At 40.7% G+C, this 15,416-nt stretch carries 17 protein-coding genes and 1 riboswitch; of the genes, 8 read left to right on the top strand and 9 right to left on the bottom strand.

Annotated elements, in window-relative coordinates:
- Positions 1-67: 67 nt before the first annotated feature.
- Entirely contained in the window at positions 68-913 is an 846-nt protein-coding gene (locus tag MORIYA_RS01245) for an alpha/beta hydrolase (protein WP_112712001.1), read from the bottom strand.
- A 94-nt stretch (positions 914-1,007) separates the two neighbouring features.
- Entirely contained in the window at positions 1,008-1,613 is a 606-nt protein-coding gene (locus MORIYA_RS01250) for a TetR/AcrR family transcriptional regulator (RefSeq protein ID WP_112712003.1), read from the bottom strand.
- A gap of 322 nt (positions 1,614-1,935) precedes the next feature.
- On the opposite strand from MORIYA_RS01250, the gene MORIYA_RS01255 reads away from it, so the two are divergent.
- The 3 genes from MORIYA_RS01255 to MORIYA_RS01265 all read left to right on the top strand — a co-directional run bounded on the left by MORIYA_RS01255 (position 1,936) and on the right by MORIYA_RS01265 (position 4,392).
- Positions 1,936-3,063, top strand: coding sequence for a M14 family metallopeptidase (locus MORIYA_RS01255; RefSeq protein WP_112712005.1), 1,128 nt, complete (start codon positions 1,936-1,938; stop codon positions 3,061-3,063).
- Between the two features lie 217 nt (positions 3,064-3,280).
- Positions 3,281-3,553 (top strand): acylphosphatase, encoded by a 273-nt coding sequence (gene yccX, locus MORIYA_RS01260; protein WP_112712007.1) that lies wholly within the window; start codon positions 3,281-3,283, stop codon positions 3,551-3,553.
- Positions 3,554-3,948: 395 nt separating this feature from the next.
- Entirely contained in the window at positions 3,949-4,392 is a 444-nt protein-coding gene (locus tag MORIYA_RS01265) for a MarR family winged helix-turn-helix transcriptional regulator (RefSeq protein WP_112712009.1), read from the top strand.
- Between the two features lie 97 nt (positions 4,393-4,489).
- Here MORIYA_RS01265 and MORIYA_RS01270 read toward each other — a convergent pair whose 3' ends face one another.
- Both MORIYA_RS01270 and MORIYA_RS01275 read right to left on the bottom strand, forming a co-directional pair.
- Positions 4,490-5,182 carry a VV20781 family protein gene (locus MORIYA_RS01270; protein WP_112712011.1) on the bottom strand — a complete coding sequence of 231 codons (693 nt, stop codon included), beginning with the start codon at positions 5,180-5,182 and terminating at the stop codon, positions 4,490-4,492.
- Between the two features lie 171 nt (positions 5,183-5,353).
- Positions 5,354-6,496: a substrate-binding periplasmic protein gene (locus MORIYA_RS01275; protein WP_112712013.1), complete on the bottom strand. Its 1,143-nt coding sequence runs from the start codon at positions 6,494-6,496 to the stop codon at positions 5,354-5,356.
- Between the two features lie 98 nt (positions 6,497-6,594).
- Here MORIYA_RS01275 and MORIYA_RS01280 point away from each other — a divergent pair, with 98 nt between their 5' ends.
- Positions 6,595-7,383, top strand: a complete 789-nt coding sequence (locus MORIYA_RS01280) for a DUF4377 domain-containing protein (protein ID WP_112712015.1) — start codon at positions 6,595-6,597, stop codon at positions 7,381-7,383.
- A gap of 35 nt (positions 7,384-7,418) precedes the next feature.
- On the opposite strand, the gene MORIYA_RS01285 is transcribed toward MORIYA_RS01280, so the two are convergent.
- The gene (locus MORIYA_RS01285) at positions 7,419-7,763 is read right to left on the bottom strand and encodes a PilZ domain-containing protein (RefSeq protein ID WP_112712017.1); all 345 of its coding nucleotides are present in this window, start codon (positions 7,761-7,763) and stop codon (positions 7,419-7,421) included.
- Between the two features lie 237 nt (positions 7,764-8,000).
- On the bottom strand, positions 8,001-8,408 hold the full coding sequence (locus MORIYA_RS01290; RefSeq protein WP_232011456.1) for a hypothetical protein: 408 nt from the start codon (positions 8,406-8,408) through the stop codon (positions 8,001-8,003).
- Between the two features lie 210 nt (positions 8,409-8,618).
- On the opposite strand from MORIYA_RS01290, the gene MORIYA_RS01295 reads away from it, so the two are divergent.
- The gene (locus MORIYA_RS01295) at positions 8,619-9,656 is read left to right on the top strand and encodes a phosphagen kinase (RefSeq protein WP_232011457.1); all 1,038 of its coding nucleotides are present in this window, start codon (positions 8,619-8,621) and stop codon (positions 9,654-9,656) included.
- Between the two features lie 80 nt (positions 9,657-9,736).
- Here the strand turns inward: MORIYA_RS01295 and MORIYA_RS01300 are convergent, their stop codons facing one another.
- Positions 9,737-10,570, bottom strand: coding sequence for a sterol desaturase family protein (locus tag MORIYA_RS01300; RefSeq protein WP_112712021.1), 834 nt, complete (start codon positions 10,568-10,570; stop codon positions 9,737-9,739).
- A 35-nt stretch (positions 10,571-10,605) separates the two neighbouring features.
- On the opposite strand from MORIYA_RS01300, the gene MORIYA_RS01305 reads away from it, so the two are divergent.
- The 3 genes from MORIYA_RS01305 to MORIYA_RS01315 are packed head-to-tail and all read left to right on the top strand — an operon-like array spanning position 10,606 to position 12,959.
- The gene (locus MORIYA_RS01305; RefSeq protein WP_232011458.1) at positions 10,606-11,226 is read left to right on the top strand and encodes a hemerythrin domain-containing protein; all 621 of its coding nucleotides are present in this window, start codon (positions 10,606-10,608) and stop codon (positions 11,224-11,226) included.
- Between the two features lie 18 nt (positions 11,227-11,244).
- Positions 11,245-11,580, top strand: a complete 336-nt coding sequence (locus MORIYA_RS01310) for a DUF2249 domain-containing protein (protein ID WP_232011459.1) — start codon at positions 11,245-11,247, stop codon at positions 11,578-11,580.
- Complete coding sequence (locus tag MORIYA_RS01315; protein ID WP_112712025.1) at positions 11,577-12,959, top strand: hypothetical protein; 1,383 nt, start codon at positions 11,577-11,579, stop codon at positions 12,957-12,959. The genes MORIYA_RS01310 and MORIYA_RS01315 overlap by 4 nt, the downstream gene beginning before the upstream one ends.
- Positions 12,960-13,031: 72 nt before the next feature.
- Here MORIYA_RS01315 and MORIYA_RS01320 read toward each other — a convergent pair whose 3' ends face one another.
- Together MORIYA_RS01320 and MORIYA_RS01325 are read right to left on the bottom strand one after the other, a co-directional pair.
- A complete protein-coding gene (locus tag MORIYA_RS01320) occupies positions 13,032-14,054 on the bottom strand; it encodes a calcium/sodium antiporter (RefSeq protein ID WP_112712027.1) in 1,023 nt (340 codons plus the stop codon).
- A gap of 83 nt (positions 14,055-14,137) precedes the next feature.
- Positions 14,138-14,241, bottom strand: a riboswitch (yybP-ykoY riboswitch).
- 122 nt (positions 14,242-14,363) lie between these two features.
- Entirely contained in the window at positions 14,364-15,392 is a 1,029-nt protein-coding gene (locus MORIYA_RS01325; RefSeq protein ID WP_112712029.1) for an endonuclease/exonuclease/phosphatase family protein, read from the bottom strand.
- Positions 15,393-15,416 lie beyond the last annotated feature (24 nt).

Below are 15,416 nucleotides of genomic sequence, written 5' to 3' on the forward strand. Positions count from 1 at the left end.
CTAGCGCATCAATCATGATGCGCTTTTTGTTTTTTAGGCGAGGGGGTTAGCAAGCAATTATTGAGGATTAAACTAAACTATCAAACGCAGCCATCGTCGAATCACACTTGATCACACGGCCATGACCTTGTCCTTTTGTAGCTATTAGATTGACATTGCTGGCAGCATTCGCTGCTGATTCTGAGGTGGCGAAATCAGCAAATCTATCCCGCTTATCATGCACAATAGTCGTTTTATGCTGGCGAGAAATTAATTTTTGATAAGGGTTAATGGTCTCTAAATTGTATTGGTATTTATCTTCAATATCCTTAACCATAGCGCCAAACAATTTCATTGAATAGCCTGATTTACCTACCATGTCATACAAGTTATCAACGTAGTTTAGTACCGGTGCAATTAATAACAGTGGCAGCGCATCTACTTTCGGATGACGGCTTTCGAGTACCGATGCCGACCCCATACTGTGAGCAATAATACCCGCGACATCATCTACGTTATCAACAAGTTCATCAAAGGCTTGCACAAATGCAGGCAAGTGCGCATGGCGACCTTCGCTTTGCCCGTGTGCAGGGTGATCATAAGCCAGAGCGGTAAAACCTTGGCTGGCGATGTGTTCCATTAACGGGAAAAATTGACTTGCACTACCAGACCAACCATGGCTTAAGATCCAAACTGGACCGTTACCCATTTGATAGGTATTTAGGCGACCTTCTGATGTAAGGAGTGTCGAGCGTAATAGCCCCTCAGGATCGTCATCCTTAGAGGAGCTGCGTACTGGCGTTAGCAGTAAATTTTGCGCTGTTTTTAACGCATGAGCGGGTGCAATGCTGTGATGTAATCGAGTACCAATATTGATCATGCTACGGCGGATAGTAAATTGGTTGCGGGTATTAAAATAAATATTACTGCTCATGATAAATTCCTTAAAATAGCACCTATAATCGAACGGTCGTGCTATTTTTATTGTGTTTAAAAGGCGTCGCCGCCCTTTATTTATTAAATCTAAGTTAGTTTATTGTGTCGGTGTTTTGCCACTGCTTATAAAGTTGTGTTACGCCTTGCCAAAATAGCGCTCGTTCATTATTTTCAAGTTCAAGCGAATGGAACAGGTGACTACTTAAATACAGGCCGTAAAATTGAAATACGGCTTGTTTTGGCACTAAATCTTGGCGAAATAAACCACTTTGTTGGCCTTTGCTAATCTGTATTTCTAAATAGCTGATCCAGGTATGTAGTTGCTTACGTAATGTTTGCTGTAATATATCTTGGTTACTATTGCTTTCTTTCCAAGCATCCATAAACATGCAGCTGCCTTGGAATGAATGGTTCCAGTCTAACCAGTGCTGTAACAATGATTGTAAGCGCGTACTTACGTCGGTATGTTGCTTGCGTCGAACGGGCACTATTACACGTTCGATAAAGCATTCTCCGGCATATTCAATCACCGCTACTTGCAGGTTTTCTTTGGAATTAAAATGCGAAAATAAGCCACTTTTTGACATGCCACACGCTTTGGCAAGTACACCAATGGTTAAACTCTCTAATCCTGTTTCACTGGCAATGGTGAAGGCGATATTTAAAATATGTTCTCGGGTTATACTGCCTTTGCTCATAAGCATCACTTTTATCATTTGGTGCGGTGAATCGATTATTATTTTGAATTAATTTATTTCATTCTGAGTACTAATGATGTTTTAGCACGACCGTTCTTTTAATGCCAGTGTCTTGCTTCGTATAGTTTAAATTATAACCTATGAGGTAGGTGGCAGGTGTTAATGATTAATTAATCGTGATTTATGTTACTTTTGTGCTGGATTTTGTTAAATTATAGAAATTAAATAAGGAATTTAAAAGTTTAATAAACATCTCCTCTACCCAGTTACAACGGGATCGTTTATGCTTAAGTCAATTTCAAATATGAATTAAGGAAGTCGTATGCGGATCACCGCCAATTTTGATGCTGGTAATATTGAAGTTATTAATTTAGATGACAAAAATGATGTACAACTTGCAATTCGCCCGGATGTGGGTGAAGCGTTTTTCCAATGGTTTAACTTCCGGATTGAAGGTGTAGTCGGTGAGCAATACACACTGAATATCCTCAATGCTGGTGAAGCGGCTTACCTAGAAGGTTGGGATAACTACCAAGCAGTAGCATCATATGATCGCCAGCACTGGTTCCGTATTCCGACTTTCTATAAAGATGGCAAATTAACGATCATTGCTGATATGGATTGTGAGTCAATGCAAATTGCTTACTTTGCCCCGTACAGTGACGAACGTCATCAAGATCTGCTAGCGGCAGTGCAAATGCATCCATTAGTTAGCCTAGAGCACCTAGGTGAAACGATTGATAAACGTGACTTAACCTTAGTTAAGATCGGCGATGGCGCTGAAGGCAAACGTAACATCTGGATCACTGCGCGTCAGCATCCGGGCGAAACGATGGCTGAATGGTTAGTTGACGGCCTAATGCACAGCTTACTTGATAGTGATAACCCAACGGGTAAAGCATTATTAGACAAAGCTAACTTCTACATCGTACCCAACATGAATCCAGACGGCAGCGCACGTGGTCATTTACGTACCAACGCACTAGGTGTAAACCTTAACCGTGAATGGTTAAACCCAAGTTTAGAAAAAAGCCCAGAAGTATTCCACACCGTCAATAAGATGAAAGAAACTGGCGTAGATTTATTCTATGACGTACACGGTGATGAAGCACTGCCTTTTGTATTCCTTGCGGGTTCACAAGGCACGCCAAGTTATAACGACAGATTAGCGAAACTACGTGATCGTTTCTCTGAGGTGTTCAAACTAGCCAGTGCAGATTTCCAATCTGAATTTGGTTATGACGTCGATGCACCGGGTACCGCCAACATGACAGTGGCAACAAACTGGGTTGCTGAAGAGTTTGATTGTCTAGCCAACACCCTGGAAATGCCATTTAAAGACAATGATAACTTACCAGATCCGATGATGGGTTGGTCACCAGAGCGTTCTATTAAGCTTGGTGAAGCATCATTAGTGGCCATGCTAGCCGTGGTTGACGACTTACGTTAATTTGGATCACGTTTTAGCGGCGAATAAGTTACGACACAAAGCCCGTGAGTTGTACTGTTTTGAAAACAGGATTCACGGGCTTTTTCATATCTGAAATTTGTATTAACAAGCTTTTGTGAGTTATATCAGTTTGTTGAATTAATTAATGTGGCCGAAATAGCGAAAGCGGACATATACTTAATCGATAGTGACCAAATTTGATAAAGGAAATGGGTTTATGTCACAACAAGGTAATCAGATTATTGTGCATGGTCGAGTACAAATGGTTGGCTTTCGATATGCGACAGCGCAGCAAGCACTGCAACTTGGCTTAACAGGGCATGCAATTAATCTGAAAAATGGTGATGTAGAAGTGCAGATTTTTGGTGATAAAACGGAATTGGATAAGTTAATTATTTGGTTACGAGAAGGCCCTGATACTGCGCAGGTTGATGCGTTAGAGATTAGTGCCCTGGATTATAAAATGCTATCAAGCTTTACCCAAGGCTAGTTGATCACCTAACTGAACGTTATTTGCAGAACCTGTTAATGCTTCACAGGTATCACTAATTAAGGCTTTCATACCGCTTTGAATCGTGTGTGAATGGCTTAATTGTTGCCGGTTAGTTCTTGAAGTTGTTGAATACCGTTCTGAGATGAGAACTTGTCCAAGTGGGACTTTATTTTTTATTGTTACTGTGACCGTTTAATGACGAATCAAGGGGTACATTGATTACCACAGAATAGGTAAATAATATTGGTAAAGAGTGGAAAAAGTATTGTGGTAGATATTATCGGCGGCCAGCGCTATTTGTTTAATGATATGCATGGATATTTGTGCAAAGCTATCGACATTTATAAAAGTTAAGTATATTGTGCGCAAGTCAATTAAGAGAGGTTACCCTGATGTCAGAATTTAATGAAGAGACGATATTACACTTAGATAATCAGGTCTGTTTTGCTTTATACAGCGCAACGAATGCAATGGTTCGAGCATACCGTCCAATGTTAAAAACGCTTGATCTTACTTACCCGCAATACTTAGCTATGCTGGTGTTTTGGCAGCAAGATGAAATTAGCGTCAAAGTATTAGGGCAACAATTACACCTTGATTCAGGTACATTAACACCCTTGTTAAAACGCTTGGAATTGAAAGGGCTTATTCGCCGCGAACGCAGTAAAGAAGACGAGCGAGCGCGTATATTATGTTTAACGGACGCGGGAATTGCATTGAAAATTCAGGCGAAAGATATACCAATAACGATGTTTTGTCAGGCGGGTTTACCCAAAGATGAATTATTGATGATGAAAGCCAGTTGTGAAGCATTATTGAATAATTTAACGGATTGATTTTACCGTAACAGTGGTAATAACAGTGGTAATAACAGGGCTGTCGATCACCGCCCTGTTATTTTGATCCTACATCATGTCGTGACAATAATTTCGGTTATTCTGGACGCCAGCTTAGTGCGCTTGCAATCGCGCCTACTACGATCAGGTCTTGCTTGTCATCTGTTAGGTCAGGTAGTGTTTGTAAGCTCAGTAAACCATTAGTTTGAACAGCGGCAATACTTTGTGTACCTTGCTCAAATACGTAACCTAGTGGTTTTTCCACTGTCATGAATAGATCATCTGATTTATGCACTGATTTTACATTTAAGTGTTCGTTGTTGATACGGACAATACCGGATTCATATTTTGCTACATCCAGTGAGATTGCTGCGCTGGATGGTTTCATTTCATATTCGCCAACGGTTTTGCCATCGATGCTAATATCACAACGGTATGGGTTGTTACCGCCGAATGATAAACCGCCAAAATTGATACTTGTACCGCCACCACTACAGACCAATATCCACGTTTTGCCATTATCTGTACGGGTAATTTCGGCAACCATGTCGCCTTCGGTGGTGGTGATCGTGTTAAACCAAGTTGAGCCTGATGAGCTACGGTCGTATTTGCCTGTGTATTTACCGACCACATCAAAGCTACCCTTTTGGCCTAAACCCCAAAAATCGCCATCTGTTTTGATTAACATTTCGGGCTGTGCTTTTAGTTCGCTAGTTTTGGTCATGAGTGCAACGCTACCACAGCCTGAAAGTAGGGATGCAGCAAGTACTGAAACAATAAGTTTTTTCATAATATGTCCATTATATATACCGAATAATGACTGGAGTAGTCGTAGAGGCGGGACATTATCATTATAAACATACACTAAGTCTAGTTTGATGGGGTGATTAAGTGTAAGCGTGTGTAAGCGCCTGCCAGTTTACATTTAGGAGGGTAAATAGAGAGGTGAATAAGGTTTACATTAATAGTCGGCAAAGTACTGGTTGAGCGCCTGTTGCCATTCTGGACTTTGACGAATATTAAGCAGAGCACGGTTTAATTGCTCGGTGTAAGGGCTATTATCTTTAATCGCTAAACCATAATTTTGTTTTTCAAATTGATAAGGCAATACGGATATTTGCTGATAACGTCCTTGCTGTTTTGCAAGTTTCAGCTTGTACTTTAAAACCGCATCATCATCAACAATTGCGTCAATTTTGCCGTTATTAAGCGCGCTGAGCATATCATCAAGGCTGGTAAACGTCTGATGTATTATACCTAAACTATCCAGATAAATAGAAGATGTGGTTGAAATTTTGGCACCGACATTAAGCTTGAGCAGATCATAAGGACTTTTTATATTAGTATTCAGCAATCCCAAGGTAAAGGTACTGGCTAACATCGCGGTAATACTGGCAATAAATAAGGTGGATGCAATGGCTAAAAATACCGTCAATACTCGTCCACTCAAGGTTTTAAATTCAAAATAGTTGAAGGGACCTTTGGTGATGAATAACAGACCCAGAATAAAGGCTTCTAATAACTGGGCTCCCGTGGATGGCATTGAATACAGTTTATGATTAACCTTATGTTCGAGCAGGTAAAAGATCCAGCCGATAAGCCCTGCGCAGATAAGGATAATGCCAACAACAAGTAATAATGTAGTATTGGTGATGATATTGATAAAAGCAGCGAGGTAGCCTTTTTGTTTTACTGCAATGGCCAGGTGTGTCTCATAAAATGAGTGTGAAAAATCCATGATTAATTCACGTTCAGGTGTGATCGTAATACAGGATATACCCACTTCTATACTGCCATTCTCAACCGCGTCTAATAAGCCCTTTAACGTGTAATCTTGCATATTATATTGTAGGTCGATACTGTCGGCGATACGTTGCCACAATAAAATACTCAGTCCTGTGCTGGTGGGTTGTGGTCGGCCATTGTCTTGTATACTCATCACAAAAGGCGGGCAGTGATAACTGCCGACGTTAATGACAGTACTGCTGACATGATTAACTGAACTGCTTATATTAACAAGGGAACTACTATAGCTATACGATGCCATACTGTATAAATAACAAAATACACACAGTTTTATGAGTGAGCGTAACAGTGGCGGCATAACAATCCTTAATGTTTGGTCAAAAGCGCGGAGCCAAAGACTCTGTGTATCTTGCAATTGGTATAAGTTTAGTGGAAAACGGAAAAAGGTTTATTAATATGAAGTTTAAATTGCCAGCATCTTTATTGCTAATAGGGTTGTTAAGCGGGTTACTCATCGGTTGTACAAGCACAAGCCAGAGTGAAGCTGAAACGAATGATGCTACTCATCATGATGAAAGTGCCAATACTGTGGCCGTTAAAATGGAAATGTATTGGGTTGCGCCTGAACGTGTTGCTTGTCAGGGTATCGCGCCGATGCAGTGCTTAGTGGTGAATAAAGTGGTGGATGGCAAAACCAGTGAGTGGCAGTTTTTTTATAATCATATTGCCGGTTTTGAATATGTGCCGGGTTCATTTTATAAATTATCGGTAGAGACTGCTGAAGTTAAGAACCCAGCGGCTGATGGCTCAAGTATATCGTACAAGTTGGTTGACGAAATAGACAAAGCACCGCGACATTATTTAGATAACACCATGTTAACCGAGAGCCGCAAGTGGAATTTAAAGCAACTTGCTAATCTGAAAGGTATTAATCCGCAAGCGTTACCACAACCTGCCAATATTACCATTGCTGGTGGTGGTTTCTCGGGCTTTGCGGGCTGTAATAATATGTTTGGCCAGATCCAATATTTGTTTGAAGCAACAGACTTGAATAATTCATTACTCAAATTAGGTCCTATTGGTTCCACGCTAATGGCCTGTGCAGATCCAAAGGCCAATGCGGTAGAGCAAAAACTACATCAAACACTTGGTATGGTGAATGCCTTGCAAGTAGAGTGGCCATTTTTGAATATGTATCAAAATGATGAATTGTTGATCCAGTTTGTCGCTGAGGACTGGGACTAATTAATTTAGCGCATAGGGACCTATCTGTAAGCTTGCTAGGCTATATTAAGCGCTATGCGCTCGATTAACTTTATGTCACGACTAAATTTCACTGCAAGTAATTGTGTATCAGCGTCCCAACGCATGACTGTTGTCGGTATTACATCGGTAAAATAATTGTCAAACTTAATGATGATGTGTTCACCAACGCTAAATTTATTGTCGGTTTTAACTTTCGCTAACATCCCTGATTTTGAGATGTTTATTACTTGAACAGGAATTTTGAAAAAATCAAAAAAACCGAGTTTATCTACATATAATACTGGATACGGGTCCCAATAATTATAGCGAGTGTGGTCACGATTTAGCTTGAATGATAGATCTTTGGTTACGCTGAACATGAATATCCGTATATATTTGCAAAAGCGCAAATTGAGTGTTCTAGATTTATCCAATATAGCTTAAACGCATACATTATCCTAATTAACAGATTGTAAAAATAAGTTTTTTTGGTTTTCGTTATTAATCTTAATCAAGTGATGCAGAATGTTTGTTGTACTTCATTAAAATGCTAATACGAATTATTATTAAGGTGTTTTTAACTGAGCAGGGCTGTTTGGTGTTAAGACGTTAACGTCTTAACTTTTTAGTAAAGCGAGTAATGCCATTTCAATCAGTGGGCTATCATTAAGTTGCTTATATTTGTCTTGCCGTTTAAGTGCTTCAAGCATGTTCTTGTGGGTTTTGTTGAGTTTCAAGTAATGGCTATTAGCATCTAGCGCTGTTAAATTTTGTGTTTGCAGTGATTCAGTAATCACGCGTAAATAACTCGGGCGTAGATGGGCTGTTAATATTTCCAAGTACGCGCCAGGCTCCATGCCTTGGTATTCTGTTACAGCGATCTGTATATCTAGAGACACGTTATTGTCGCTAAATATTTCATCGAGTTGTTTGGTGGCAATATCAGCAGTGACTTTACGGCTGAGTTTACGGGCATCATCGTTAGACATGATTGGTGTTGTAGAAATAATGTTAGCTTGAGTCACTGAAATGATACCTTGTTAGTGCTTAATATGTATTATTAACCAGAATAACATAACCTAGAAAATAATCGATTTTAGGTTCTTATTTTCTACCTCTCATTATCGGAATGCACTTTTATTGACCATGGTATTCAGCCGTATTTAGTTGTATTTTATAGTCATCCCCAAACTATGCCAATATTTACTTATTACACCGTTAACGAGCAGGACGCTATGAAACACCCAGACTTTACCGATAAACATGAATCACTTATGGAAAAAAATCTAACTCCAGATTTGTTCACTCAATTGCAGGATGTAGTGACTAAAAATGGTTTTACATTACACGATGTGATTAATTCAGGGTTAATAAATCCTGATAGCAATATTGGCGTCTATGCTGGTGACACTGAGTCATACCAATGTTTCGCGCCCTTGTTCAATCCGATTATTAGTCAATATCATGGCTTTGACGAAAATACCTTACACACAACTAATTTAAACCCTGCTGACATCGATGCGAATGATCCTGACCCGACGAATAAGTACATAGTCTCTACACGTATTCGGGTAGGGCGAAACCTTGCTGACATGCCACTCGGGCCTGCGATAACTAAATCACAACGGCATGACGTTGAAGCGCGAACGGTTGCGGCATTGGCTAAAATGTCTGGTTCGCTATCGGGTCATTATTATGCATTAGCAGGCATGAGTGACGAGGTTAAAACCCAATTGGTTAATGATCACTTCTTGTTTAAAGCTGGCGATCGTTTTTTTGAAGCTGCGGGTTTAAATCGTGATTGGCCTGCTGGACGTGGCATCTATCATAACATTGATAAAACCTTTTTAGTCTGGGTGAATGAAGAAGATCAATTACGTATTATTTCGATGCAAGCTGGCGGTAATATTCAGCAGGTGTTTGCACGTTTGACCACCGCACTAGCAGAACTTGAGCAATACTTAAGCTTTGCGTTCACGCCACATCTCGGTTATATCAGCAGTTGTCCGACAAATCTGGGCACGGCAATGCGAGCCAGTGTGCATATTAAACTGCCCTGCTTAGGTAACAATATGGCTAAATTTAAAGCCATTACCGAAGCGCATCATGTGCAGATCCGCGGCATCCACGGTGAACACTCTGAAAGTGAAGGGCATATTTATGACATCAGTAACCGCCGTCGTTTAGGGGTTACGGAAGTCGAATGTGTACAAGATTTATATCAAGGGGTGGTTGCATTAATCGCCGAGGAACAATTGCTCGAACAGGCTTAAAATAAGCAATAACATTATCTCTACATCCAGCCTTCAGAAATGCATGAGTAGTGACGTTTTAACGTTATTTTTATGGCGAGTTACTTATCTCTGAATGGTTGGGTAAGCATTCGCTGCACCTGATATTCTTTGGCGTCACGAAAATAAGGTAAACCAATCTGCATCTTTTGATGACCTAATGCTGGTTGTGCTTGATAGCTGCCAAACAAGTGATCCCACCAAGGTAAACAGAAACCAAAATTATGATTGGTTTCACGCCCATTCGTAGAGTGGTGAATACGGTGCATATCTGGCGTGACTAAGATATAGCGTATGTAACGGTCAACTTTACTTGGCAGCCTGATATTACTGTGATTAAACATCGCGGTTAGATTTAATAACATTTCAAATAACACCACAGCAATCACTGGCACCCCAAGTGCGATAATGACCGCAATTTTGATCAGCATAGATAATACAATCTCAATGGGGTGGAAGCGGATTGCTGTCGTCACATCAATATCAAGATCACTGTGGTGCATCCGGTGTAAACGCCATAGAACAGGAATTTTATGGAATATTCGGTGCTGAAAATAAATCGCCGCATCAAGCAACATGATAGACAAGACCACGATTAGCGTACTTCTTATTAGGTCCGATTCTAGCATTAGTTCCGTTTCAGCCATTAGGGCTACGAACCCCCATTGTTGTTGCTGCACATACAGGGCAGCATCGATAGCAACAAACGGCATTAGCAATTTTAGCGTGAGATTATTAAGCATCACCATTGCGATGTTATTGCTCCACCGCTGGATTTTTGCAACGGTTAACGGTCGTTTGGGTTGATAGTGTTCCCATATGGCTAATAATATAAACAAACCAATAAACGCACTAAGTCGTAGTGCATTACTGTTAACGATAAACCAGTCGTTCATCTCTTTTACCTGCTGTATTTCGTTAAGCCATTATTGTGCTGGATATAAATGATATTGCCAAGTCTCGCGATGAGGCTTTGTTGCAAAATAAAGTACAGCCAGTCTTTATGCTTGGAATAGACATATATCAATTACAAGCAAGTAGTGGTTCCGTAATATGGTGGTATACCCAAGTAGCTTGGGCACATGACCATATTATTACAGTTTGTTATTTTGAGGCACTTATGGATACTATTCCCAGTTTTATGACCGCACAGCATCGCCATTGTGATGATTCTTTTATTGCCACTGAGTCGGCTGTATCGGCAAGCAATTGGATACAAGCAGATAGCCAATGGTCTATATTTACCACTGATCTTGACAGTCATTTACAGCAAGAAGAAACGATTTTGTTTCCAGCATTTGAACAGGCGACGGGTATGACGATGGGACCCACGCAAGTTATGCGTACTGAACACGCTCAAATGCGTCAATTGATCGCAGAGATGACGCAGGCATTGTCTGCGCAGAATAAAGATCAATTCTTAGGGTTATCTGAAACGTTAATGATCTTAATGCAGCAACACAATATGAAAGAAGAGCAGATGTTATACCCAATGACGCAAACTCATCTTCCGGATGCAGCTGCAGTGTTAGAGCAAGTTAAAGCATACTAGTTGATGGGGACGAATTACTTGCAAGCAATCTATCTTGATGTAAGCGAATTATCCGCTCCGGAGCCGATGCGTCAAATTTTCCTGGCGTTAGCGGCACTATCCCTTGGCCAGTGTCTGGTTATTTATCACCGTAAAAATCCCGTGCCGTTATACCCTAAATTAACCGAATTAGGCTTTGTCTATAGAGTCGATGTTGAGCATAGCTTGAGTGATTCGACGGCATTACGTGATAGCCAAAGCAATAAACATGCGCGTAGTAAAGGCCGTTGTGAAGATCTAGCAGTTGTCATCAAGGTTGCTTTTAAAACCGATGAATCGGCATTAGCATCATTTTCTGAGATGGAGTTACAATGAATCTTGCAGGATTGGATTTTGACAATATACCGGAATTTTCAGTGCCGATGCGGTTCTTTCTGGCTGCGCCGGTATTTGCATTGATCAGCGCATTGATTATTGCTTTTGCAGGGGAGTCTCTGTGGTTAACACGCTGGCATCCTGCCACGCTCGCGCTGACTCATGCGATGGTGCTGGGCATTATTTCCATGATCATGTGTGGCGCAATTTTACAGTTATTACCGGTACTGGCTGGCAAGTCACTGCCTCATGTTAAACTTATTTCAACGTTAACATTAGTGATGATGTCATTAGGCACTCTGTCGTTAATCACGGCGTTTTTAGCGAGTATGTTTGGGTTCAATCAGGATCTTTTTTTCGTGGTTGCAGGCGTGTCGTTTACCCTTGGCTTAGGCGGTTTTATCGGCGCAATATTATGGCTGATTAGGCAACGAAGTCAGGCTAGTGTATCCATTAATACTATGCGCTTAGGCTTTATTGCGATGCTGGTGGTTGGCATTATTGCCAGTTTACTCTTGGCTGATTATTTATTCGCGAGCCAATTTAATATCACTAAAAAGCTGACTGATAACCATGCTAGTTGGGGACTGATTGGCTGGATCAGTTTAGTGATTATGGGTGTTAGTTTTCAAGTGTTACCTATGTTTCATGTTGCACCTGCATTTCCACTGTGGTGCTCTCGTTTTCTGCCTGGTTTTTTATTTATCGTCTTGTTGACCCATACGTTAGTGACGTTGGGGATGACTCAACTTGCGTTGATTAATATTCCCGCATGGCAAATGACTCAATCCATTTGTACGATGTTATTAAAGTTAGGCTTGATGGTATATGCAATAACGGCAATTCATTGCTTAAGCAGACGTAAGCGAAAGATTAACGATGTGAGTGTAACCTGTTGGTTTATGGCATTATGCTGCTTATTTCTTTGCTGTGCGATTAGTTTAGTGATGAACGTAATGATGAATACTATGACGGGAGCAGAGAGCTTGTTATTAAGTTTAGGCTGGTCACCGCTGACATTGGCTTCGGTATTTATCTATGGTTGGATAGTCAGTGTGATCATGGCGATGATTATCAAGATCATTCCTTTTTTGGCATATCTGCACTTGCAACGTCAATGTGGATTTCATATGCAAGCGTTTTCACTGTTACCTAATATGCACGAACTATTAAGTAAATCGCGGATGCAGTACTTATTATATAGCCATGTTTTTAGTTTATTTTCGTTGAGTCTCACGTTATATAATCCCGCGAATTACTGGTTATTATCGTTAGCGATAATGGGACAGTTTGGATATTTATTGTTTTTGATGATCAGTGTGAGTGGTCGTTATCGTGACCGAGCTAAGGCGATTGATGAGGCGCTACTATTACCATAACTAATAAAGTACGTAACGCATCAAGCGAATACCTGATGCGTTAGATAGTTAAATAGTTTTAAACTGTAAAAATTATGATGTAAATAATACCCAGCTATAGCCAATAAACATAGTTAACAGTATTGCGCCAGAAAGACGACCAAAACGATAGTTTAGTTTACTGTCAGCCGCAATTAATTCATCTGTTTGTTGTTCTGGTGTTAAAGCGGCACGACGTTTAGTCACAGCAAAATAAGTCATTGTGAATGAAATAACCAGGAATGCCGTCATGATAGATAACATGGGTAAATCACGCGTTAATATTTCTGCTGGCAGTTGTAAACCATCACCAATTAACCCTGGGAATACTAGTACACCTAATAGGTTAAAGGTGTTAGAACCAATCACAGTCGCGAATGCAATTTCAGGCATACCACGGCGAACACCAGCGATAGCAGCGGCTAATTCTGGTAAACTGGTACCAAATGCAACAATCGTTAGACCAATCAACAAGTCGCTAACGCCCATCGCTTTTGCAAGTTGCACACTGCCCCAAACCATGATTTGTGAGCTGATTAATAGCATGAACAGCATGGCGATAGTTTCAACTAATGCTCTATTTTGGCTAACATCTAAAAACTCTAGCTCGTTTTTAACATCATCTGGGGACGATGATTTAGCAAGATAGACACAGTACAGTGCAAGCAATAAGAGCAGGATAAGACTGTCCCACATCGTAATTGAGCCGTTTGACATTAACGCGATAGTTGCAATAAGCGCGAGTACTAAAATAGGCAATTCACGTGTAATGAAACGTACTTGAATTACTAACGGCATAAACAGAGCACAAAGCGCTAATACTAAGCCACAGTTGATGATGTTAGAGCCGATAGCATTACCGACGGCAAGACCTTCTGCACCATTAAATGACGCAATTGCGCTGACGACTAATTCTGGGAATGAAGTACCAAAGGCAATGACGGTCATACCAATAAACATGACTGAAACACCAAATTTTTTGGCTAATGTTGATGATACTAAGATAAGACGGTCGGCACTGACGGTGAGTAAGATAAAGCCAACTAGCACTGCAATGATGGGTAATAATAAAGACATAGGATTCTCGTACGAGGGCATTTTGACATAAACAAGCGACACCCTGCCCTCGAAAGTAGGTGGTTACTTGTTCAAGTCTCATCAAACTTAGTCTCGGCTTGTTAACCTCGAACTAGATTGAATACACCACGACCTGCGGGTCAGTTATGTTGATGTACTCCTTCACATGCGTGAAGCGACTACTCCCTCGAATAGAGTTACGCATTATAAGACAGAACCGCACTAACGCAAGTAGATTGTGTAATTTAATTACACAATGAATTAAATCGCTTTATGTATACCCAGTTACGTCGATATAAGCGTTAAGCGCTAACGTCTCAACTGTAAATTGATTTGCACAACAGCATGATCGGTGCTTTCGCTATCACGCTCATAGATAGGATTAATCAAGTGGCGATCATAAGTATGGTAATCACTGACCTCATAAAGGCTACGCTGATACTCTGCATTAAACTCACACGATAATAAGATGTAATCTAATACCGAACCTTTGTTATAAAAGTAATGCGTCGCCGGGCGAGGGGCAGGTGTACTACTTGCCACTACACCGTTTGCTGCGTGTTGGTATAAATGCCAGCTATCTTGCAGACTGAATTGTTTTACAATGTCTTGTGCTTGCGGGTCTGAATTGAAGCGTAAAGTATTCATTGTCAGGTGCGATAATACCCCATCTCGGTCATGATCTAATACATCGTTAAAGTCACCCATTAACATCATCGGATTATTGGTCGCTAGCCGACGTTGGATCATTTGTTGAAATAATAAAGCCGCTTCTGAGCCCCGCTGTATTGATGATCCCCAACTACCGCACATTTGTTTGCTAAAAGCATCAAGTACCGCTTTGGTTGTCGCTAATTCATCATCTTCACTTTCTAACATTGGTCGCTTAGATTTAAAGTGCACCACATAACAATCGGTGGTACCAAGATGTGGTAATTCTATACTGGCGCGCAGGGGCTTGCGACTGAATTGGTATTCCGATGATAAACCCATGCTCACGGCAAGATCGCTATCGGGCATGACTGCTGCGATAGCTGTTATCGGGTAACGTGATGCTATTGCCACTACTGGACTGCGGAAAATGTAGTCGTCGATAACATCTGCGCTATCAACGACTTCAAAATACGGATAATCACATTCAGCGACTAATGCTTTTAAAGAGTCAGGGCTAAACACTTCTTGAAAACCAATGACATCAGGCTGATGTTCGGCAAGATAATCACGGATCCACTTCTGCTTTTTCTGCCATTGTTGCTCGTCATAGATACGCTCAAAGTCATAACAAGCAAACGGTGGTTCAATGTAATTGAAAAGATTAAAGGTGGCGATTTTTAGCATAGGTAAGAAATACCAGATATAGAG

This window comes from Moritella yayanosii, from assembly GCF_900465055.1.
GTDB classification, from domain to species: Bacteria; Pseudomonadota; Gammaproteobacteria; order Enterobacterales; family Moritellaceae; genus Moritella; species Moritella yayanosii.